17 protein-coding genes are annotated in these 21,359 nt (G+C 74.0%); 8 read left to right on the plus strand and 9 right to left on the minus strand.

The window, feature by feature from the left end:
• Nucleotides 1-1,111 (plus strand): bifunctional 3'-5' exonuclease/DNA polymerase (locus tag E1284_RS15295; RefSeq protein ID WP_131939748.1); only part of this gene is annotated, 1,111 nt, incomplete at its 5' end.
• Here the strand turns inward: E1284_RS15295 and E1284_RS15300 are convergent.
• Nucleotides 1,093-1,779, minus strand: coding sequence for an SGNH/GDSL hydrolase family protein (locus tag E1284_RS15300; RefSeq protein WP_131939749.1), 687 nt, complete (start codon nucleotides 1,777-1,779; stop codon nucleotides 1,093-1,095). The genes E1284_RS15295 and E1284_RS15300 overlap by 19 nt on opposite strands.
• Nucleotides 1,780-1,790: 11 nt before the next feature.
• Nucleotides 1,791-3,176 carry an MFS transporter gene (locus tag E1284_RS15305; RefSeq protein WP_131939750.1) on the minus strand — a complete coding sequence of 462 codons (1,386 nt, stop codon included), beginning with the start codon at nucleotides 3,174-3,176 and terminating at the stop codon, nucleotides 1,791-1,793.
• Between the two features lie 119 nt (nucleotides 3,177-3,295).
• Here E1284_RS15305 and E1284_RS15310 point away from each other — a divergent pair, with 119 nt between their 5' ends.
• Nucleotides 3,296-3,982: a TetR/AcrR family transcriptional regulator gene (locus E1284_RS15310; RefSeq protein WP_243714491.1), complete on the plus strand. Its 687-nt coding sequence runs from the start codon at nucleotides 3,296-3,298 to the stop codon at nucleotides 3,980-3,982.
• Between the two features lie 72 nt (nucleotides 3,983-4,054).
• On the opposite strand, the gene E1284_RS15315 is transcribed toward E1284_RS15310, so the two are convergent.
• The 5 genes from E1284_RS15315 to E1284_RS15335 all read right to left on the minus strand — a co-directional run bounded on the left by E1284_RS15315 (nucleotide 4,055) and on the right by E1284_RS15335 (nucleotide 8,923).
• The gene (locus tag E1284_RS15315) at nucleotides 4,055-5,332 is read right to left on the minus strand and encodes a flavin-dependent oxidoreductase (RefSeq protein ID WP_165965277.1); all 1,278 of its coding nucleotides are present in this window, start codon (nucleotides 5,330-5,332) and stop codon (nucleotides 4,055-4,057) included.
• Nucleotides 5,333-5,425: 93 nt separating this feature from the next.
• Entirely contained in the window at nucleotides 5,426-6,301 is an 876-nt protein-coding gene (locus E1284_RS15320) for an ABC transporter ATP-binding protein (RefSeq protein WP_243714492.1), read from the minus strand.
• Between the two features lie 2 nt (nucleotides 6,302-6,303).
• Nucleotides 6,304-7,107 (minus strand): ABC transporter permease, encoded by an 804-nt coding sequence (locus E1284_RS15325; protein ID WP_243714493.1) that lies wholly within the window; start codon nucleotides 7,105-7,107, stop codon nucleotides 6,304-6,306.
• Nucleotides 7,108-7,160: 53 nt separating this feature from the next.
• Entirely contained in the window at nucleotides 7,161-7,937 is a 777-nt protein-coding gene (locus tag E1284_RS15330) for an ABC transporter permease (RefSeq protein WP_131939751.1), read from the minus strand.
• Entirely contained in the window at nucleotides 7,934-8,923 is a 990-nt protein-coding gene (locus tag E1284_RS15335) for an ABC transporter substrate-binding protein (protein ID WP_131939752.1), read from the minus strand. Before E1284_RS15335 ends, E1284_RS15330 begins: the two co-directional genes overlap by 4 nt.
• A 454-nt stretch (nucleotides 8,924-9,377) precedes the next feature.
• Here E1284_RS15335 and E1284_RS15340 point away from each other — a divergent pair, with 454 nt between their 5' ends.
• The 5 genes from E1284_RS15340 (at nucleotide 9,378) to E1284_RS15360 (ending at nucleotide 15,097) form a co-directional block, all read left to right on the plus strand.
• On the plus strand, nucleotides 9,378-12,623 hold the full coding sequence (locus E1284_RS15340) for a sensor histidine kinase (protein ID WP_131939753.1): 3,246 nt from the start codon (nucleotides 9,378-9,380) through the stop codon (nucleotides 12,621-12,623).
• Nucleotides 12,620-13,066, plus strand: a complete 447-nt coding sequence (locus E1284_RS15345) for a roadblock/LC7 domain-containing protein (protein WP_067635689.1) — start codon at nucleotides 12,620-12,622, stop codon at nucleotides 13,064-13,066. Before E1284_RS15340 ends, E1284_RS15345 begins: the two co-directional genes overlap by 4 nt.
• Nucleotides 13,067-13,096: 30 nt before the next feature.
• The gene (locus E1284_RS15350; protein WP_131939754.1) at nucleotides 13,097-13,561 is read left to right on the plus strand and encodes a DUF742 domain-containing protein; all 465 of its coding nucleotides are present in this window, start codon (nucleotides 13,097-13,099) and stop codon (nucleotides 13,559-13,561) included.
• 40 nt (nucleotides 13,562-13,601) lie between these two features.
• A complete protein-coding gene (locus tag E1284_RS15355) occupies nucleotides 13,602-14,198 on the plus strand; it encodes a GTP-binding protein (RefSeq protein ID WP_131939774.1) in 597 nt (198 codons plus the stop codon).
• A 125-nt stretch (nucleotides 14,199-14,323) separates the two neighbouring features.
• Nucleotides 14,324-15,097, plus strand: coding sequence for an SGNH/GDSL hydrolase family protein (locus E1284_RS15360; RefSeq protein WP_131939775.1), 774 nt, complete (start codon nucleotides 14,324-14,326; stop codon nucleotides 15,095-15,097).
• Between the two features lie 6 nt (nucleotides 15,098-15,103).
• Here the strand turns inward: E1284_RS15360 and E1284_RS15365 are convergent, their stop codons facing one another.
• Nucleotides 15,104-15,439 (minus strand): STAS domain-containing protein, encoded by a 336-nt coding sequence (locus E1284_RS15365; RefSeq protein ID WP_165965278.1) that lies wholly within the window; start codon nucleotides 15,437-15,439, stop codon nucleotides 15,104-15,106.
• 182 nt (nucleotides 15,440-15,621) lie between these two features.
• Here E1284_RS15365 and E1284_RS15370 point away from each other — a divergent pair, with 182 nt between their 5' ends.
• Nucleotides 15,622-19,191, plus strand: a complete 3,570-nt coding sequence (locus E1284_RS15370; RefSeq protein ID WP_131939756.1) for an AAA family ATPase — start codon at nucleotides 15,622-15,624, stop codon at nucleotides 19,189-19,191.
• A 13-nt stretch (nucleotides 19,192-19,204) separates the two neighbouring features.
• On the opposite strand, the gene E1284_RS15375 is transcribed toward E1284_RS15370, so the two are convergent.
• Nucleotides 19,205-21,205 (minus strand): ABC transporter ATP-binding protein, encoded by a 2,001-nt coding sequence (locus tag E1284_RS15375; RefSeq protein WP_131939757.1) that lies wholly within the window; start codon nucleotides 21,203-21,205, stop codon nucleotides 19,205-19,207.
• Nucleotides 21,206-21,359 lie beyond the last annotated feature (154 nt).

A 21,359-nucleotide genomic window follows, 5' to 3' on the forward strand; every position in this document is an offset into this window, starting at 1 on the left:
CCGTCCTCCAGCCCCCGCCCACCACCAGTCAACCGACGAGCTCCGCTCGGCGCCCAGGGTCCACGTCAATCCCGATTCGCCCGCGCAGATCCTCAAGGCGTTCGCCTCCGCCGGGCTGCCGATCCCGTCCACGCGGGCGCACGTCCTCAAGCGGCTCGACCATCCGGCCGTCCCGCTGCTGCTGGAGTACAAGGAGCTGTCGCGGCTGCACACCGCGCACGGCTGGGCGTGGCTCGACACGTGGGTGCGCGGCGGGCGGTTCCGCCCCGAGTACGTGGTCGGCGGCGTGGTGTCGGGGCGCTGGGCGACCCATGGCGGCGGGGCGCTGCAGATCCCGCGCGTGCTGCGCCGGGCGGTCGTCGCCGACCCGGGCTGGGTGCTGGTCGTCGCGGACGCCGCCCAGCTCGAACCGCGCGTCCTCGCCGCCCTCGCCGGCGACCGCGCGTTCACCGAGGCCGCCGCGCACGGCGACCTCTACGCGGCCCTCTCCGACGCCTTCCGCGACGACGGCGACGGCGGCCGCAGCGCCCGCGACAAGGCCAAGCTCGCGCTGCTGTCGGCCATGTACGGGGGCGGGACGGGCGAGGCCGCGCAGCTGCTCGCCGTCCTGAGGAACCGGTTCCCGGACGCGTTCGAGTACGTGGAGGCCGCCGCGCGGGCGGGGGAGCGGGGGCACCTCGTCCGGTCCCGGCTCGGCCGCACCTGCCCGCCGCCGTCCGCCGGGTGGCGCGAGCTGACCGCGGCGGGCGACGACGACGCGCCCGCCGCTCCGACGGCGGCGCAGGCGCTGCGCAGCCGGGGCCGCTTCACCCGCAACTTCGTCGTCCAGGCGACCGCCGCCGACTGGGCCCTCGCCCTCCTCGGCTCCCTGCGCCGCCGCCTCACCGCGCTCCAGCCGTCCGCCGGTCCGCGCGCTGCGCCGGGTGAGCCCAGGCTGGTGTTCTTCCAGCACGACGAGGTCATCGTGCACGCGCCCGCCTGCCTCGCCGAGGACGTCGTCGCCGCCGTCCACGCCGCGGCCGACGAGGCGCGCCGCCTGCTGTTCGGCGGCACCCCCGTCGTCTTCCCGATGGAGATCGCCGTCGTCGACCGTTACGCCGACGCCAAGTAGGCGGCCAGCGCGCGGACCGTGTTGGCGGCGGCGAACGCGTGCCCCCGCGCGTTGAGGTGCAGCTGGTCGGCGCTGTAGATGCCGGGGTCGGCCGCCACCGGATGGTCCGGCGGGTTGTCGACGTGGCAGGCCCCGAACTCGGCGGCGACGTCCGCGGTCAGCGCGGCCAGCCGCCGCGTCCGGGCCGACATGACGTCCCGGTACCGGGGCGGGCCGAGGCCCGCGACGGTGATGTCCAGCAGCCCGATCGTGACGACGTCGGCGCCGGCGGCGCGGAACGCGGAGATCATCGCGGCCAGTTCGCGCCGCACCCCCGCCGTGTCGAACTCGCGGCGCAGCATGTCGTTGCCGCCCGCCACGACGAACGCCAGGTCGGGCCGGAACTCCAGCGCGGGCCGCAACTGCGCGGCCGCGACCTCGGCGGCGACGAGGTCGCGGCGGCCGAGGTTCAGCGCGGTGAACTCCGGCGCCACCCGGCGCAGCGCCTCCTCGACGCGGTCGGTCCAGGACAGGTCCCGGTACCCGGGCACCGGGTCGCGGACGCCCGCCGCGACGCTGTCCCCGATCGTCGCCATCCTGCGCCAGGGAGCGTCCGCCAGCAGCGCGGCGGCCTCGGCGGCGGGCAGGACGGCCGGATCCGTCCACTCGGACAGGGTCGTCTCGGTCATCGTCTCCTCCTTCACGCGGGGGTGCGCCGGACGGCCGGGAGCAGGCCGGCGAGGCCCGCGCCGGCGGCGGCCAGCGTGCAGAACAGGTAGACGGCGGTGTAGTCGTCGTGCACGGCCCCGGCGGGCAGCAGCGCGGCGAGGACGGCGATGCCGAACGCGCCGCCGATCTGGCGGGCCGTGGTGTTCAGGCCGGTGGCGCCGGCGAACCGCAGCGGCCCGGCCGACAGCGCGGCGGCGGAGGCGGTGCCGGTGGTGACCATCCCCATGCCCGTCCCGACGAGGAGGCCGACCGGGAGCCAGAACGTGAGGAAGTGCGGGTCGGCCGGCAGCGAGGCGATCGTCCACGCCCCCGCGGCGACCATGACCAGCGCTCCGCCGGTCATCGCGGGACGGACGCCGATGCGCCCGGTCAGCCGGCCCATGACGATCGCCGCGGCGGTGGCGGTGAACGCGCCGGGCGTCGAGGCGAAGCCCGCCTTGAGGATCGAGTAGTCCCATTCGGCGGTCAGGTAGAGGACGCCGAGCAGCAGCCACGCGTACAGGGCCGTCCCGTACAGGAACGAGGCGGCGTTCGCGGCGGCGAACCCGCGGTTGCGCCACAGCGAGATCTCCAGCGCGGGCACCGGGTGCCGCGCCGACCGCCAGAGGGCCAGGGCGAGGAGAAGGGCGCCGCCGAGGAGCAGGGCGAGCGTGCGGGCGCCGGTCCAGGCCCAGTCCTGCGCCTGGGTCACGCCGAGGACGATGCCGGCGACGCCGGCGCCGAGCAGGACCGTCCCCGCGAGGTCGGGCAGCCGCCCCGCCTCGCCCCGGGCGCGCGGCAGCCGCAGCCCGCCGAGCAGCATCGCCGCGCCGACCGGCACGTTGATGACGAACAGGGACCGCCAGCCGAACTGGTCCACCAGCACCCCGCCGACGCCGGGGCCGATGGCGGCGGCGAACGCGCCCGCGGCGCTCCACAGCCCGATCGCGCTCGCGCGCCGCTCGGCGGGCGTGTCGCGCAGCAGCAGGGCCAGCGACGCGGGGATCAGCGCGGCGGCCGCGGCGCCCTGCACGCCGCGCGTCGCCAGCAGGACGGGCACGTTGGGCGCCAGCGCGCAGGCCAGCGAGGCGAGCGTGAACAGCCCGGCGCCCCACAGGTACAGCGCCCGCCGCCCGACCAGGTCGGCGAGCCGCCCGGCGGGCGCGAGCAGCGCCGCGAACGGCACCGCGTACAGGGTGATCACCCAGGTCAGCCGGGACAGCGGGGTGCCCGGGAAGTCGGCGTGCAGGTCGGGGACGGCCAGGTTCGCCACGGTGGCGTCGAGCATGGCCAGGAACGTCGCCCCGGCCGCCAGCCAGGGCACGTCCCGCCGCGCCGCCGCCCTGAGCGGCGGTGCGGCGGTGGTCTCGGTCGTCATGAGCGGGGCCCTCCGGGAAGAAAAGTAAACGAACGATCGTACTTTCTTCTCTGTACGGCCCCGCCGTCAAGGGGTCAGGCGCATTGACTTTGAACGAACGGTCGTGCACATTAGGGCGCGTGAGCATCGACGGACGGCTCCTCAAGGGCGAGCAGACCCGCAACGCCATCCTGTGCCGGGCGGCCGACATCGCCTCGGCCGAGGGACTGGAGGGCCTGTCGATCGGCCGGCTGGCCACCGAGCTGCACATCAGCAAGAGCGGCGTGTTCACGCACTTCGGCTCGAAGGAGGAACTGCAGCTCGCGACCGTCCGTAAGGCGGCCGCCGTGTTCCGCGAGCACGTGGTCGAGCCGGCCCTCGCCGTCGCCGAGGGGCTCGGGCGCGTCCGCGTGCTGCTGGACGCCTGGCAGCGCTACCAGCGCGCCCCCGTCTTCCCCGGCGGCTGCTTCTTCCAGTCCACGATGGCCGAGTTCGACGCCCGCCCCGGCCGCGTCCGCGACGCCATCGCCGCCTCCCAGCGGGACTGGGGCGCCTTCCTGGAGCGCTGCCTCCGCGAGGCGCAGGAGCGCGGCGAGATCGACGCGTCCGCCGACGTCCCCCAGCTGGCCTTCGAACTTGACGCCGTCTGCCGCGGCGGCGCGGCCGGCGCCCTCCTGCACGACGACCCGGTCCTCTACGGCCGCGCCGCCCGCGCCATGGAGGCCCGGCTCGCCGCCGTCACGGCCTCCGCTCGGCCCGGTGAGGCGCAGGATGGCCATGAAGGCGCCCAGGCCCGGAGGACAACTCCGGATCACTCGGTCACGTGACAGCAAGGAACACGGGCGCGGTGAGGCGGACCTCACCGCGCCCGTGGCGAGCCCGGCCCGGACGCCGTCCCGTCAGCTCGCGGTCGTGTACGAGGGCCGCGTGTTGAGCGCCTCGACGTCGTCGAACGACGTCTTGCGGTAGGCGCCGGTGATGGCGGTCAGCTCGTCGGGGGACAGGACGTCCTCGATGCGCTCGAACCCCTGCGGCGCGCGTTCGCTCACGGTGTGCAGGACGCGGTCCGCGGGCATGTCCCGGCAGGCCAGGACGATCGCGTTGACCGGTTCGCGGCGCTCGGCCTCGTAGGCGAGCAGCCCGTCGGCGGGGTCGGCCGCCCCGGCCAGCCGGTGCGCGAGGACCCGCGCGTCGAGGACGGCCTGGGAGCCGCCGTTCGACCCGATCGGGTACATCGGGTGGGCGGCGTCGCCGAGCAGGGTGACGCGGCCGAACGTCCACCGGTCGAGCGGGTCCCGGTCGACCATCGGGTACTCCAGGATCTCCGCGGACCCGGACAGCAGCGCCGGGACGTCCAGCCAGCCGAACGTCCAGTCCGCGAAGTAGGGGAGCACGTCGTCGAGCCGGCCGGTGCGGTTCCAGTCGGCGGAGGTGGTCAGCCGGTCGGCCGGGAGCTTGACCTCGGCGACCCAGTTGAGCAGGGCCTTCCCGCGCCGCTCGGCGCGCATCGAGATCGGGTAGACGACCATCTTGGACGCGGTGTTGCTGCCCGCCACGGCCAGTGTCCGCCCGGTGAGGAACGGCTCGCCCTCGGTGAGGCCGCGCCACATCCGGATGCCGTTCCACAGCGGCGCCGGCTCGCCGGGGTGCAGCTGCGCGCGGACGGACGAGTGCAGGCCGTCGGCGCCGACCAGCACGTCCGCCTCGACGGTCTCGGCGGTCCCGGACGCGCGGTCGAGCAGCCGGGCCCGCACCTTCGCCCCGTCCTGCTCGAAGCCCTCGAAGACCGTGCCGGTGCGGACGGACTCCTTGCCGAGCCGCGCCAGCACCGCGTCCAGCAGCGCCATCTGCAGCTCGCCGCGGTGGATCGAGTACTGCGGCCAGTGGTAGCCGAGCGCGCGGCCGCGCGGCTCGCCCCAGATCCGGCCCCCGTACCGGTCGAAGTGCACCATCTCGGCGGTGGGGATGCCGAGGTCGGCCAGGTCGCCGCCGAGGCCGAGCTCGGTCAGCTCGCGGACCGCGTGCGGGAGCAGGTTGATGCCGACGCCGAGCGGCCGCAGCTGCGCGGCGGAGTCGACGACGAGCGCCTCGATCCCCGCCTCGTGCAGGCTTAACGCCGTGGTGAGCCCGCCGATGCCGGCTCCGACGATGAGTACGCGGATGTCGTGCACGCCCATGTGAAACGCCCCTTCGTTCGCAGGGGCGGACCCGGCACCCAGCGTGCCCGGTCCGCCCCGGTGTCGGTCGTACGCCGCTCCAGGCGGCCGGTGTCACTTCGCCGGCTTGCCCCCCAGCGCGGCCTCGGCGCCGGCCGGCGCGGCGGGCGCCGCGCCCGGCACCTTGGCGCCGCCGCGGACCAGCCGGCCGACCTCGGCGCGCAGCCGGACGAACTCCGGCAGCCCCCGCGTCTCGATCTGGTCGCGGGTGGACGGCAGGGTGACCGGCAGGTCGGCGTGCACCCGGGCGGGGGAGCGGTTCAGCACCACGACCCGGTCGCCGACGTAGACGCTCTCGTCGATGTCGTGCGTGACGAGGAGGATCGTCATCTTCTCCTTGCGGTGCACCTGGAGGACGAGGTCCTCCAGGTCCTCCCGGGTCTGCGCGTCCACGGACCCGAACGGCTCGTCCATCAGCATGAGGGACGGGCGGTAGGCGAGCGCCCGCGCGATCGAGACGCGCTGCTGCATGCCGCCCGACAGCTGCCACGGGTACTTGCGCCCGGCGTCCGGGAGGCCCACCGACTCCAGCGCCTCCTCCGCGGCGGCGCGCCGCTCCGCGCGGGACTTCCCGCGCCGGCGCAGCGGCAGCGCCACGTTGTCGCGGACGGTCAGCCAGGGGAACAGCGAGCGGCTGTAGTCCTGGAAGACCACGGCGAGGTCGTCGGGCACCCCGTCGATCGGCGTGCCGTTCAGGGTGAGGGTGCCGCCGGTGGGGCGGATCAGCCCGGCGATGCAGCGCAGCAGCGTGGACTTGCCGCAGCCGGACGGGCCGACGATGCTGACCATCTCGCCGTCCGGGACGGTGAGGTCGAGTCCGTCGAGGGCCAGGTGACCGTCGGCGTAGGAGTGGTTGAGGCCGGTTATCTGGAGCATCGCGGCCGCCTTTTCTCGTGTGTTCGTCTTGAGGTTCGTCTGCGTGGCGGTCATCGTCAACTCGCGAGCCTCTGCGCACCCGCGTGCCACGCCAGCAGGCGCCGTTCCAGCAGCATGAACACGGCGTTGAACAGGAAGCCGAGGATGCCCAGCATCACGATCCCGGCCCACATCCGCGGCAGCTCGAAGGTGCGCTGCGCGCCGATGAGCTCGGAGCCGATGCCGGCCGTGCTGCCGAACAGCTCGGAGATCACCATCAGGATCAGCGCGAACGACAGCGCGACCCGCAGTCCCGCGAAGATCTTCGGCGCCGCCGCGGGCAGCACGATGGTCAGCAGCCTGCGCACCGGGCCGATGCCGAACACGCGGGCCGTCTCCAGCTGCAGCGAATCCACGGTGCGGACGCCGTCGGCGGTGTTGAGCAGCACCGGCCACACCACGCCGAACGCGATCGTGACGATCTGCATGGTCGCGCCGAGCTGGAACACCATGATGAAGAACGGCACCAGGGTCGGCGGCGGCACGGCGCGCAGGAACTGCAGCACCGGGTCGAACAGGTCGTTCATCGTCCGCGACCGGCCGATGGCCGCGCCGATCACGACGCCGAGCGCGCCGGCGGCGGCCCAGCCGATGAACAGGTGCGCCAGGCTGGTGGAGAAGTCGTCCACCGCGTCCTCGGTGAGGAACAGGTGCGATGCGGACCCGGAGAACCACAGCTCGTGCAGCGTCTTGACGATCGTGGTCGGCGGCGGGAAGTAGGTCTCGTTCACCGCGCGGGTGACGACCTCCCACAGGGCCAGGAAGCCGGCGACCAGCCACGTCCGTCCGGCGAAGCCGAGCACCCCCTTCAGGACCTTCACGCCGGCTCCCTGCCTGGGGGCCGTGGTGACCGGCATCCCTTCGTGTACCGCGCTCATGCGACCCCCTCCGCGCGGGCGGACTGCCAGCGGAACGCGACCCGCTCGATCCCGAGCAGCGCGACGTTGGCCACCAGGCCGAGGGCCCCGGCCCACACGGCGCCCGCCAGCATGAGGTCGGTCTGGCCGCCGCCGGACTGGGTGTCGGAGAGATAGATGCCCACGCCGTCGAATCCGCCGGCGATCAGCTCGGTGCTGATCACGACGATGAGCGCCACGGAGGCGGCGATGCGGATGCCGGTGGCGATGAACGGAGCGGCGCTCGGCAGCGACACGCGCCACAGCACGGACGGCGTCCCGAACCCGAAGCTGCGCAGGCTCTCCTTGGCGACCGGGTCGACGTCGCGGAGCGCGTAGAGGGTGTTGATGAGGATCGGCCACAGGCACGCGTAGAAGATCAGGGACATCTTCATCTGCGTGGGGCTGGCGAACAGGATGATGGCGAGCGGGATCAGCGCGACCGACGGAATCGGGCGCAGCAACTCGACCAGGGCGCGCGCGGCGGTGCCGAGGAACGGCACCGAGCCGAGCAGGACGCCCAGCGGGACGGCCACGAGGACCGACAGTGCGAGCCCGCCGAACCAGGCCTTGAGCGTGGCCCCGACGTCGATCAGGAACTCCTGGTCGACGGCGAGCTTGGCGGCTTCCCGGAGAACGACCGACGCCGGGGGCAGGGCGGTCGCGTCCACGAGGCCGGAACGGCTGATGACCTCGAGGACGGCGACCACCCCGGCAGCCCCGGCGGCGCCCAAAGCGATGCGGCGAAGGTTCATGAAGACGACGGCGTGGCGATGTACTGCTTGACGTCGATGCGCTTGTCAACGTAGCCGAACTGCTGCATGAAGTCCGCGACGCGCTGCAGGCGCGTGGCGTTCAGCGAGGTCGGGTACGTGCCGTAGCTCATCGTGGACGCGACCTTGGCGTCGATGCCCTTGGCGTAGGTGGGCAGGATGTCCTGGACGACCTTGCGGTCGGCGCACTCGCCCTGCGCCTTGGTCAGCGCGCGCTGGAAGGCGGCGACCGTCTTCGGGTTCTCCTTGGTGAACTTCTCCGTGGAGGCGTAGCCCGCGATCGGGAAGTCGGCGGTGGGGCCGCTGGACAGGTCGGCGACCATGCGGGCGCCCATGGTCTCCTGCATCTGGGTGCCGAACGGCTCGATCGCCTGGACGGCCTCGACGCTCTTGGACTTCAGGGCCTGCTCCATGGCGGGCGGGGCGACCTCGACGAAGTTCTTGTCCTCGTCGAACTCCACGCCCTCGGGCTGGGCCGCGGCGCGGACCAGGAGCGTGCTGATGTTCCGCTTGGTGTTGACGCCGATCTTCTTGCCGGCCAGGTCCTTGACCGTGTGGTACGGGGAGTCCTTGCGCACCATCAGCGTGTGGGTCTTGGACGCGCTCTGGAAGCCCTCGGCGACGATCATCGGCTTGAAGCCGGGGTCCTTGGTCGCCGCGGTGAGCAGCGAGACGTAGTTGCCGAAGCTGAAGTCCAGGCGGCCGCTCTTCAGCAGCGGGATGCCGGCGGCGCCACCCGGGATGACCTGCGTCTTCACGCTGAGGCCCTCGGCCTTGAAGTAGCCCTTGCTGATCGCGAGCTGGATCGGCGCGGTGTCGGCCACGGTCATGGTGCCCAGGGTGATGTTGGACTTCTCCAGCCCGTTCGCCGATTTCTTGTCATCGGAGTCGCCACAGGCGACCGCCGTGAGCGCTACCGCGATGGCGAGCGCGCCACTGACGGTTGCGCGGCGGTGGGAAGCAGACATGAGCAACGCTCCATTTTGCGGGGGAAGCTGGCTGAAAGCTGATCTTTCAACGAGCGGGGAGCGTAGCGCACCGTGGGGGCGTCATGGGCGGGATGCGAGCTTTACATGCATAAATGTGAACAGACGTCAACAGGCAGTGACATTCGTATCCTCTGCATCACAAGTCCAGACCTGTGTGATCATTCGGGTTGGCCATGTTGGTGGCTCTGTGTTGCAATGTTCGGCGCTTGCCCGCAGTGGTGCGGACAGGTGCCGCGACCCGAATCCCGTTCAGGTCCGTGACCGGGAACCGCGCGCCGCGAGCGGTCGATCCATGGAGAGGTAGCGGAGGGCAGTGCGCAAAGCCGAAGGGGCCGAGTCGGCCCCGCAGTCCCCTCAGCCAGCCCCGCCTGCCAGCGAGGACGCCCCGAAGCGGGGCTCGCTGGCAGGCCGGTTCAAGCTGCGCAACTGGCGCGTGCGCACGCGCCTGTTCGCCCTCATCGCGGTGCCCACGATCGTGGCCGCGCTGCTCGCGGGGTACCGCGTATCGGTGTCGATGGACAACGCCGACGCCTATGCGCGGACGGGTCAACTGGCCACGCTCGGTAATCAGTTGACCGCTCTCGCGCACGAGGTCGAGAACGAGCGCGACGCGATGGCGGAAAGGGCCGCCGGCGGCTCCCGCGCCGTCAGCCCGGAGGCGCTGAAATCGCGCCAGGAATCGGTGGACTCCGCCGCGCGGAAGGTGCGCGACGCCGCCGCGGTCGTCCAGCCCGACTCGCCCGCGATGAAGCTGGTGCTCGGCAACGTCGTGAACCGCGTCACCGAGCTCCCCTCGCTGCGCCAGCTGTCCGCGCGCCTCGCGCCCGGCCCGATCATCGACAAGTACAGCGAGTTCATCGACGACTTCACGAGCTTCCACCTGCTGGTCTCGCAGGACGCGCCGACGCCCGAGCTGGCGCAGACCGCGCTGGCCCTCGCCGACCTCGCCAACGCCAAGGACGCGGCGTCCCGCGAGCGCGCGCTGATCTCCGCCGCGCTCTGGCAGGGCCGGTTCGAGCCGCTCGAACGCGACTCCGTCGACGACGCCCGCGCGGACATGAACACGAGCATCGCCGCGTTCCGCAGCTCCGCCACGGCGTCCCAGCTGCAGCTGTTCGAGGACACCGTCACCGGCCCCGAGCTGGACCGCGCGGAGTTCACCCGGCTGCGCGCCCTGGCGATCGCCGACAAGTCGCCGCAGCTGCAGGCCAAGCTCGGCGCGAAGGTCGCGCGCGGCTGGACCTCCGACTCCGGGTCCCGCGTCGACAAGCTCCGCGCGGTGGAGCAGAGCATCGCCGCCGACCTGTCGGTGTCCGCGCACGACGCCGAGTCCGACGCGCAGACCGCCGCCGTCCGGGACGGGATCCTGCTGTTCCTCGTCCTCGCGATCGTGCTGGCGACCGTCATCGTCGTGGCCCGCTCGCTGGTGCGGCCGCTGCGCCGGCTGCAGTCCGGCGCGCTCGACGTCGCCAGCACCCGGCTGCCCGGCCTGGTCGACCGGCTGCGCGACCCGGAGGCCGCGGCGGGCGGCATCGAGGTCGAGCCGATCGAGATCGACTCCACCGACGAGATCGGCCAGGTCGCGCGGGCCTTCGACGAGGTCCACCGCGAAGCGGTCCGGCTGGCGGCCGACGAGGCGGTCCTGCGCGGCAACATCAACGCGATGTTCGTCAACCTCTCCCGGCGCAGCCAGTCGCTCATCGAGCGCCAGCTGCGGCTGATCGAGGAGCTGGAGCAGAGCGAGCGCGACGAGGAGCAGCTCGCGAACCTGTTCCGGCTGGACCACCTGGCCACCCGCATGCGGCGCAACTCGGAGAACCTCCTCGTCCTCGGCGGCCAGGAGCAGGTGCGGCGCTGGAACAAGCCGGTCCCGCTCATCGACGTCGTCCGCGCGTCGCTGTCCGAGGTTGAGCAGTACGAGCGGGTGGCGCTGCGGGTTCAAGGCGACATGGCGGTCGCCGGCCCCGTCGTCAACGACCTCGTCCACCTGCTGGCCGAGCTGGTGGAGAACGCCACCGCGTTCTCCTCCGAGCACACCAAGGTCACCGTGTCCGGGCAGATGCTGAGCGGCGGCGGCTGCATGCTGCAGATCACCGACAACGGCGTGGGCATGTCGACCGAGGAGCTGGAGCAGGCCAACTGGCGGCTCGCGAACCCGCCCGTCATCGACTTCTCCGCGGCGCGCCGCATGGGCCTGTTCGTGGTCGGCCGCCTGGCCGTCCGGCACGGCATCCGGGTGGAGCTGCGCGCCGCGCAGGGCGGCGGGCTCACCGCGTTCGTGGTGCTGCCGGACGCGGCCGTCACGCCCGGCGACTCCGGCGGCCTCGCCGCCCGGGGCCTCGGGCCGCGCGAGTCCGGCTCGGCCGGCCAGCTCGCCGCGCTCACCACGACGGCCGCCGAGCCGCCGGCCGCGCCGGGCGGCGCGTTCCGGCAGGACGGCTACGGCCCCGCCGGGCAGCCGATGGGCGCCCCGGCGGGCGCCGGCACCGGTGGGAACCCCATGGTCGGCGGCACCGGACCGCTGCGGCCCGTCCGCGGCGGCACCGACGCCCAGCCGGTCATCGGCGAGACGGGCCCGATCCCGGTCGGCGGCGGGTTCTCCGGCACCGGCCCGCAGTCGGCGGTGCCGCCCATCGAGCGGCGCCCGCCGCGCGAGCGCCGCCGCCAGGCCGAGGACCCCTACCAGCCCGGCGACCGGCAGCCGCCGCGCCGTCCGGGCGAGCTGCCCGTCCGCGAGCCGGGCGCGCACCTGCCGGGCCGCCCGTCCGACGACGGCGCGCCGAACGGGCTCTTCCAGCCGCGCGCCGAGCGTGCGCAGGAGCCCGCCGAGCACGGCTCCACCGGGAGCAACGGCGTCTACCGGCCGAGCGGCCGCACCGGACCGCAGTCGGTCGTGCCGGAGGCGCAGCCGATGGTGCCCGAGCCCGGCGCGGCGCGGCAGATCCCGTGGGAGACCGGGCCGATCCCGGTCGGCGACTCCGGTCCGGCGCAGGCCGGCGCCTACTCCGACGGCTACCCCGACGCCTACGCCGACGGCGCGCCGCCGGCCCGCGCGGAGGAGTACGCCCCGGAACCGCCCGCCCCCGAGCCGGCCATGCGGGCCGCGGCCCCGCCGCCCGCGCGGCCCGAGCCGAAGGCGCCGCCGCGGGGCCCGGAGCGGTCGCCCATCTTCGACGCGATGCAGTCCGAATGGTTCCAGCGCAGGTCCGGAAGCACATCCGGGGAGGATCCGGTGAAGGGTTGGGAGTCGCCCGCCGACGCGGGTTTCCGCGCCGCCGAGGCCGCTCGCAAGCCGGTGGCGGCGTCCCGCACGAGCGTGGGGCTGCCCAAGCGGGTGCCCGGCAAGAACCGCGTTCCCGGCGCGGTCGGCCGCGCCCAGACGGCCGCCCCGGCGCAGCCGCCGGCGGCGCCGCCGGCGGGCGGGCCGTTGCCGGGCGGGCCCGGTCAGGGGCAGTCTGTGCAGGGACGCCGGTCCGAGAGCCGGCCGGCGCCCGGTCAGCCGGTGCCCGGTCAGCAGGTGCAGGACCAGCAGGGATACGGCCAGTCGGCCGACTTCGTACGCAACCGTTTCGCGAGCCTGCAGCGCGGCGTCCACCGGGGGCGCAACGAGGCACGCGGCGGAAGCACGTCAGGTGAGGCGCCGTCACAGGGTGACGGCGAGACAGGAGGCACCCGGTGAGCGGGCAGGATCTCAACTGGTTGGTGACGAACTTCGCGGACCGTGTCGCGAAGGTCGCGCACGCCGTCGTGGTCTCCTCGGACGGCCTGCCGATGGCCTACTCCTCGGGCTTCCCGCCCGAGCGGGCGGACCAGCTCTCGGCGATCGCCTCGGGGCTGATGAGCCTGACGCAGGGCGCGGCGAAGATCTTCGACGCGGGCGGGGTGAACCAGACCGTCGTCGAGATGGACCGCGGGCTGCTGTTCGTCATGTCCATCACGAACGGCTCGGTGTTCGCGGTGCTGGCGGCGCCCGACTGCGACCTCGGGCTCGTCGCCTACGAGATGACGCTGCTGGTGGAGCGGGTGGGCCGGGTGCTGACCCCCGCGCTGCGCGCCCAGGAGCAGCCGCCGTACTCGGGGCCGCCCGTCACCGAGATGGGCGCCGGCCCCGCCCGCTATTGACCGTGACTGACTCTGACGGAGGTCGGCGACATGGATCGAGGCAGTCACTACGGAGGCGGTCCGGGCGGTCCTGGCGGCCCCGGACGCTGGCCCGGTGACCAGGGCCGCGTACCGGCGCCGGGGCGTCCCCCCGAACGCGAGGAGAGCGAGTCCAGCTCGCTGGTGCGCCCCTACGCGGTGACCGGCGGGCGCACGAAGCCGCGCTACGACCTGGCCATCGAGGCGCTGGTCACCGCGGCGCCGTATCCGCCGCGGGACGTGGCCGTGCTGACCCCGGAGTACCGGGCGATCATGGACCTGTGCCGCTCCGCCCGCTCGGTGGCCGAGGTGTCGGCGCTGCTGCGCCTGCCGCTCGGCGTGGCGCGCGTGCTCGTCGCCGACATGGCCGTCGAGGGACTGCTGCGCCTGCACCAGTCGCAGTCCTCCACCACCGCCGGCGGACAGCCGGACCTCCGCTTGCTAGAAAGGGTGCTCAGTGGCCTTCGGAAGCTCTGACCAGGTTCCGCCCCCGGGGCCGCACGGCGGAGAGGCCGAGCTGACCTCGGTCAAGATCGTCGTTGGCGGCGGCTTCGGCGTCGGGAAGACCACCTTCGTCGGCTCGGTCTCGGAGATCATGCCGCTCACCACGGAGGCGGTGATGACCGCCGCCAGCGCCGACGTGGACGACCTGTCGGCCGTTCCGGACAAGACGACCACCACGGTCGCGATGGACTTCGGGCGCGTGTCGCTCGACAGCGAGCTGATCCTGTACCTGTTCGGCACCCCCGGGCAGCACCGGTTCTGGTTCATGTGGGACGACCTGGTGCGCGGCGCGATCGGCGCCGTCGTGCTGGTCGACACCCGCCGGCTGGAGGACTGCTTCGCCGCGGTGGACTACTTCGAGGAGCTCGGCCTGCCGTTCGTGGTGGGCGTCAACGGGTTCCACGGCGAGTTCCAGTACGCGGTCGAGGACATTCGCGACGCGCTGTCGATCAGCTCGCACGTGCCGATCGTCCAGTGCGACGCGCGCAGCCGCGAGTCCACCAAGCAGGTGCTGATCACGCTGGTCAAGCACGCGATGTCGGTGCACTCGGGCGGGTCGCACGCGGCCGCGCCCGCGCAGCCCGGCAGCACGTCGCCGAGCTGGACCTGAGACCCCCGGCCGGGGCCGGTCGCGGCCACCGGCGCGGGCACGGCCGCGGTTACGGTCGCGTAAGTCGTGTGCACGATGCATGATTAATCCTCGTGATTGACCATGAATCAGTGTCGGGGGTCGCGATGGGCGAAGTGGAGCAGATCCGGACGTACGTGGCCATCGGCGACAGCTTCACCGAGGGCCTCAACGACCCCTACCCGGGCGAGGACGACGCGTTCCGCGGCTGGGCGGACCGGCTGGCCGAGCACATCGCCGCGCGGAGCCCCGGCCTGCGCTACGCCAACCTCGCGGTCCGCGGCAAGCTCGTCCGCCAGATCGTGGACGACCAGGTGCCGCGCGCCGTCGGGCTGGAGCCCGACCTCGTCACGCTCTGCGCGGGCGGCAACGACATGATCCGCCCGGGCGCGGACCCGGACGCGCTCGCGGTCGTGTTCGACGACGCCGTCCGCAGGCTGCGCGGCACCGGCGCCCGGGTGGTGGTCTTCACCGGCTTCGACACCCGCGGCCTGCGCTCCGGCTCGCGCATCCGCGGCAAGGCGGCGACGTACAACATGCACCTGCGCGCCATCGCCGATCGCCGCGGCTGCGACGTCGTCGACCTGTGGCCGCTGCGCGCCTTCAACGACCCCCGCGCCTGGCACGAGGACCGCCTGCACCTGTCGCCGGAGGGGCACCGCCGCATGGCCCTGCTCGTCGCGGGCGTCATCGGCGTCCCCGCCGAGGGCGACTGGCGCGAGCCGTGGCCGCCCCTCGACCGGGCCGACTGGCTCACGCTGCGCCGCGAGGACGTCCGCTGGGCCCGCACGTACCTGGTCCCGTGGATCGGCCGCCGGGCCACCGGACGCTCCTCCGGCGACGGCCGCAGCCCCAAGCGTCCCACCCCCCTCCCGCTGTAACTCAGGTCAGGGCAGCGCCTCCGCGAGGGTGGCGGTCACGGGGATGCGGCGGTGGAGCCCGGTGATCTCCAGGGTGCGGCGGACGATCGGGCGCGGGCCGGCGAGCGTGAGGCTGCCGCCGGCGGCGGTCGCGGCCTTGTAGCAGGCGACGATGACCGACAGGCCGTTCGAGTCCATGAACTCCAGGTCGGCCAGGTCGAGGACGAGGTGCTCGCCGTGTTCGCGGCGCGCCTCGTTGAGGGACCTGCGCAGGTCTTCCGAGCAGGCGATATCGAGCTCTCCGCACAGCCGGACGACGGTGCGCCCGCCGTCCGACCGCGTGGTCACTTCCAAAGGTGGCACGGGGGGTTCCCCTCCTGTGAGCACAGCGCCTCCCGGAGGGCCGTCCGGGAGATGCTTTCCATGTGACAACTATCGCCGACGACGGGCCGCCTGCCAACCCGGCGCGACGGGGGTGTGCCGGATCGTGCCGGGTCGTAGGGTGCTGTCGGACGTGCCCCTCCGCTGTCTAGGAGACCGACTCCGTGAGTGCCCCCCGGCTGCCGGACCATCTCGAAGTGCTCCTCACCGAGGAGCCCGTGCTGGACGTTTACGCGCACGGCCCCTGGCGGGTGCCCGACGGCCTGTACGAGGAGATCCGCGAACGGGCGGTCGCCTACAACACCGACGAGCGCGCGGTCGTGCTGACGCGGCGGCTCAGCGACTTCTACGGGGACCGCACCAGTGCGGCCGGCGCCGAGCAGTGGTCGCTGCTGACGTTCCTGCTGGGGGCGTCGGCGGTCCGCGGCGGGTCGCGCGGTGACGTCGACTACGAACTGCTCTCGGACTTCCTCGCGACGCCGGAGTCGGCGGTGCGGGATCCGTCGGCGTTCTTCAGCCAGGGCGGGCGGTGGCGCCCGCCGGGCCTGTGGCTGCCCGAGCCGGCGGGCGACGACCCGGAGCGGCGCGCGGTGATGTTCGAGCTGGCGCGGGCCGGGCTGGACGTCTTCGAGGGGCTGGAGCCGGTGGAGCGGCGCCGGCGGGCGCTGATCGGGCTGTTCGACCGGCGGGCGGCGGACCCGGAACTCCGCGAGGTGGACATGTCCGTCCCGAACGGGCGCCTGGAGGACGCCTGGACCTCCGCGCTGACCGGGGAGGAACTGGCCGTCCTGCCGGAGCTCGCCGGCCCGGTCGGCTACCTCGGCTGGGCGTGCGAGGGCCTGGACACCGCGCACCGGCGGCTGTCGGAGGCCGTGGCCGACGGGGACGGGCCCGACGCCGCGCTGGCCCGGCTGCTGCTGGCGGCCGGCGCGCCGGTCGTCCCGGCCGAGCTGGCGGTCGTGCTCGGCACGGTGCGGTACGAGAACGTGGAGGAGCGGTTCCGCGCGGCGCGCGAGGGGTTCTCCGCCGAGGCGTGGCAGCAGGACGTGCGCGCGTGGCTGGCGCGGGGCCTGGTCGCGGGGGAGGCCGACGCGGCCCGCGCCTGGCTGGACATGGCCGTCCGCGTCACCGGCGCGGCGCAGGGGCTGCCCGAGGCGCCGGTCAGCCCGAAATGCCGGGTACCGGTGCGCGCGTTCCAGACCGATCTGCGGCGGCTGTTCACCGTCCGGCGCGTCTTCAACACCCTGGCGTTCGGAAGCGGGACGTCGGCGGAGGAGCCCGCGGAGGAGGCACGTCCGGGCCGGGTGGCCGTGCCGGAGCCGGGGCTCGTCGGGCAGCCCGAGCTGTCGCGCGCGCTGCGGGACGCGGTCGCGGCGCGGCTGGCGGGGGAGCGGGCCGTCCGGCTGCTCATCGCCGGCCCGGAGGGCACCGGGAAGGGCACCGCCGCCGAGCTCGCCGAGGCGATGCTCGCCGAGGGCGGCGCCGTCCGGGAGGCGCTGTGGGTCTCCGACCAGGTGTTCGCGTCGCTGGGCGTGAGCGACGCCGTCCTGTGGCTGCAGGCCCGCGTCCGCGAATGCCTGGAGGGGCGGATGCTCCTCGTCGTCGACGACCTGGAGAAGCTCGCCGCCCACGAGCGCTGCGGCGCCGCCGCCGCGGAGGAGCTGCGCCGGCTGATGGCCCGCGCGCCGTCCCTGAGCGTCGTCGCGCTGTGCCGGCCCGGCGGCGACCGGCGGCTGTTCGACGCCAACCCGGCGCTGGTCCGGGCGTTCGACGTCGCCCGCACCCGCGACTTCGCCGAGGACGACTTCGCCGAGCTGTTCGCCCTCGCGGTCGCGCGCCGCGGCGCGCGCGCCGCCGCGCAGACCGCGGCGGCCGCGGGCGGGATGCTCCGCCGCACCCCGCCGCTGCTGAACCTGCGCGGCGCCCGGCTCGCCGAGCACCTGGCGGCCGAGGCCGTCGCCGCCGCCCGCGCCCGCTGGGACGCGACCGCCGGCGACGCCGCCGAGGTCACCGACGCCGACCTGCCGCAGCGCCTCATCGCGGGCCGCCCCGCCGACGGCGATCCGCTCGCCGAGCTGGCCGCCGTCGTCGGCATCGAGCCCGTGAAGCGGGAGGTCGACGCCCTGATCGCCGAGGCCAGGGCCGCGCGGCTGCGCCGCGAGGCGGGCATGACGGCGCGGACGCGGCCCCGGCACCTGGTCTTCACCGGCAACCCCGGAACGGGCAAGGGCCGGGTCGCGCGCATCCTCGGCCGCATCTACGCCGACCTCGGCGTGCTGTCGTCCGGCCACCTGGTCCAGGTGGAGCGCGCCGACCTGCTCGGCGAGTACGCCAGTGAGAGCGTGCTGCGGGTGCGGCGCGCCGTGGAGGAGGCGCACGGCGGCGTCCTGATGGTGCGGGACGCGCACGCCCTGGTGTCGGTGTCGGCGGACGCCGCGCGCGGCCGGGAGGTCCTGGACGTCCTGCTGACCAGTGTCCAGGCGCACACCGAGGACCTCGTCGTCGTGCTGACCGGCCCGCACGCGGAGATGAACGGGCTGCTGAAGGCGCACCCCGACCTGGCCGAGTTCTTCCCCCGGACGATCCGCTTCGCCGACCTCACCGACGACGAGCTGGTGCAGGTGTTCGCGGCCAAGGCCGCCGCCTCGGGGTTCGAGCTGGCCCCCGGCGTGCTGGAGGAGGTCCGCGCGCTGGTCGAGGCGGCGCCGCGCGAGCGCGGGCTCGGCAACGTCCGCATCATGACGAACCTGCTGGACCGGGCCGTCGCGATGCAGGGCCGCCGCGTCCTCGCCGACGGGATCGTCGACGAGACCGAGTCCCTCGACGTGATCCTGGTGGAGGACGTCCCCGACACCCTCACCCGCGGCCGCGACGACGTGCCCGGCGACCCGCTCGCCGAGGTCGACCGGCTGATCGGGCTGGCCGACATCAAGCGCGAGGTGGCCGCGCTGGTCGCCGAGGTCCGCGCCGAGCAGCTGCGGCGCGACGCGAAGGTGTCCCCGGCGCCGCCGGCCCGGCACATGGTGTTCATGGGCAACCCGGGCACCGCCAAGACGACGATCGCGCGGCTGATCGCGGCCGTGTTCGCCCGGCTGGGCCTGCTGTCGTCCGGGCACCTGGTGGAGGTCACCCGCGCCGACCTCGTCGCCGAGTTCGTCGGGCAGACCGCGCCGCGGGTGCGGGCCGCGGTCGAGCGCGCCCTCGGCGGCGTGCTGTTCGTCGACGAGGCGTACGCGCTGTCGTCGGCGGGCGGCGACCGGCGCGACTTCGGCCACGAGGCGATCGCCGAGCTGCTGCGGCTGATGGAGGAGCACCGCGGCGACCTGGTCGTCATCGTGGCCGGCTACGACGCCGAGATGGAGCGGTTCCTGGACGCCAACCCGGGGCTGAAGTCCCGGTTCCCCAAGCGGCTGCGGTTCCCCGACTACACCGACGACGAGCTGGTCACGATCTTCGAGTACATGGCGGCCGAGGCCGGGTTCGCGCTCGCGCCCGGGGTGCTGGACGCGCTGCGCGACCGCGTCGCCGCGCACCCGCGCGGCGCCTCGTTCGGCAACGCCCGGCTGGTCCGCAACCTGCTGGAGGCGGCGATCTCCCGGCAGGCGCAGCGGATCACCGCCGGGCACGACGAGGGCCGCGAGGTCGGCGCGGCGGAGGTGGGCCTGCTGCGGCCCGAGGACGTCCCGGACGCCCCGGCCCGCGAGGACGACCGCGCCTACGGCCTCTACATCTAGCCCGCCTCTACATCTAACCGGCCTGTGCCTGCGGGCCGTCGGCGGCGTACGCGGCGGCCTGCAGCGAGTACAGGTCGGCGTAGAGGCCGCCGCGGGCCATCAGCGCCGCGTGGTCGCCCTCCTCGATCACCTCGCCGCGCTCCAGGACGTAGATCCGGTCGGCATACCGGACGCTGGCCAGCCGGTGCGTGATCAGCAGCACGGTCCGGCCGTCGGCGTGCAGGCGGATCCGCTCGAACAGTTGGTGCTCGGCCCGCGCGTCCAGCGCGGCGGTCGGCTCGTCGCAGATCAGCAGCGGCGCGTCGCGGAAGAAGCCGCGCGCCACCGCGAGCCGCTGCCACTGGCCGCCGGACAGGTCGGCGCCGCCCTTGAACCGGCGGTCCAGCAGCGTCCCGTAGCCGCGGGAGAGCTCCGCGACGACCTCGTCGGCGCCGGCCGCGCGGGCGGCGGCGAGCATCGCCGGGTCCTCCTCGCCGCCCGCGGCCCGGCCGTCGGGGCCGTCGGCGCCGCGCCCCATCGTGATGTTCTGCCGGGCGGTCATCGGCCAGTGCGTGTACTCCTGCGCGATGACGGCGATGCGCTCCCACACGTCCTGCGGCGGGACGGCGGTGAGCGGCACCTCGTCCCACCGGACCTCGCCGGCGTCGGGGTCGTAGAGGCCCGCCATGATCTTGGCGAGGGTCGTCTTGCCGGAGCCGTTCTCGCCGACGAGCGCGACGACCTCGCCCTTGCGCAGGTCCAGCGAGACGCCGTTGAGCGACGGTGCGTCCGCGCCCGGGTAGGTGAACACGACGTCGCGGACGCGGATGCGCGCGAAGTCGTCCGGCAGCCGCCGGTCCCCGGCCGGAGCCGAGGCGCGCTGCGGGATCCGCTTCTCGGCGGCGTCGCAGAAGGTGAGGTAGTCCCCGAAGTAGAGGCCCTCCTCGTAGCACTGGTTGACCGCGAACACCAGGTTGGCCAGGGACGACTGCCCGGAGCGGATCGCCAGCACGGCGGTGCCCGCCACCGCCAGCGGCACCGCGCCCTTCCACAGCATGACCCCGAGCGCGATGTAGACGAGCGCCGTGGCGAGGCCCTTCAGCATGTCGCCGGTGACGCGCGCGATGGTCTGCCGGCGAGCCAGGTCCAGTTCGACGCTCCGCTGGTAGGCGGCCGACCGGTCGTACTGGTCCAGCAGGAACGGCCGCATGGTGAACGAGCGCACCTCGGCCGCGTGCTTCCGCTCGACCATCAGGTCGGACAGGATCCACTTGCGGCGCGCGACCTCGACCAGGGAGAGCATCGTCAGGTACCGCATCCGGGCGCTGCGCACGGCCGCCCATCCCTCCGGGACGGCGGTCAGCAGGAGCAGCGGCAGCAGCAGCGGGTGCAGCACGCCGAGGGTGCCCGCCGCGGCGGCCATCCCCACCAGCCCGGTGAGGACGTCCACCGCCTGCTGGACGACCCGGGGGGCCGACATCATGCCCCGGGTCTGGGCGCGCTGCAGCTCGTCCAGGAAGTCGGAGTCGTCGAGCGCGGTCAGGTCCACCGCGGTCGCCGCCTCGTACAGTCGCAGCTCGGCGAGCCGCTGCACCTGCGGGTCCAGCCGGGACTGGGACCAGCCCGCGCACGCCTGCAGCGCAGCCCGCAGCGCCACGGCGCCCGCGACCAGCGCCAGCGACGGCAGCGCGTCCCGGACCCGGGACGGCGTCGGCGCCGCGCTGAACAGCGCGGTGAGCACGCCGGTCGTCGCCAGCAGCCAGAACGCCGTGAAGACCCCCGCGACGAGGTTGAGGGAGATCGTCGCGACCGTGTCGACCCGGCTCGCCCGCCAGGCCAGCCCGGCGGCCTGCGCGATCACCGCCGGCAGCCGCCGTGCGACCGTGCCGAGCCCCGTCTCGGCGAGTTCCCTGTCCTTCTCGTGCCACCGGTGCGCGGACAGCTCCGGAAGCTCGGGCCCGGCAGCGGCCTCCTCATGCCGCGCGCCGCCTCCACGGCGACGCGTCCACCTCGAAAAACGCCGTCGTCCACCCATGCGCCACCCTCCCTGCGTACACCCCGCCAGGGGGCAGTGTGCGCCGTACGGGGGACGGTGTCCGCTTCATGTGTCACATAGCGCGGTGATTTGTTCCAGTGGCGAATCATGCGGCGGATGGACGCGCGACCCCCTCCGGGTTGTCTAAGGTCTA

The organism is Actinomadura bangladeshensis, assembly GCF_004348335.1.
GTDB classification, from domain to species: Bacteria; Actinomycetota; Actinomycetes; order Streptosporangiales; family Streptosporangiaceae; genus Spirillospora; species Spirillospora bangladeshensis.

Bases quoted from the DNA above. Each gene is read 5' to 3' on its own strand.
- E1284_RS15300 (WP_131939749.1), bottom strand. From the start codon at position 1,779: ATGACCGAGACGACCCTGTCCGAGTGGACGGATCCGGCCGTCCTGCCC.
- E1284_RS15305 (WP_131939750.1), bottom strand. From the start codon at position 3,176: ATGACGACCGAGACCACCGCCGCACCGCCGCTCAGGGCGGCGGCGCGG.
- E1284_RS15315 (WP_165965277.1), bottom strand. From the start codon at position 5,332: ATGGGCGTGCACGACATCCGCGTACTCATCGTCGGAGCCGGCATCGGC.
- E1284_RS15320 (WP_243714492.1), bottom strand. From the start codon at position 6,301: ATGACCGCCACGCAGACGAACCTCAAGACGAACACACGAGAAAAGGCG.
- E1284_RS15330 (WP_131939751.1), bottom strand. From the start codon at position 7,937: ATGAACCTTCGCCGCATCGCTTTGGGCGCCGCCGGGGCTGCCGGGGTG.
- E1284_RS15335 (WP_131939752.1), bottom strand. From the start codon at position 8,923: ATGTCTGCTTCCCACCGCCGCGCAACCGTCAGTGGCGCGCTCGCCATC.
- E1284_RS15350 (WP_131939754.1), top strand. From the start codon at position 13,097: ATGGATCGAGGCAGTCACTACGGAGGCGGTCCGGGCGGTCCTGGCGGC.
- E1284_RS15360 (WP_131939775.1), top strand. From the start codon at position 14,324: ATGGGCGAAGTGGAGCAGATCCGGACGTACGTGGCCATCGGCGACAGC.
- E1284_RS15375 (WP_131939757.1), bottom strand. From the start codon at position 21,205: ATGGGTGGACGACGGCGTTTTTCGAGGTGGACGCGTCGCCGTGGAGGC.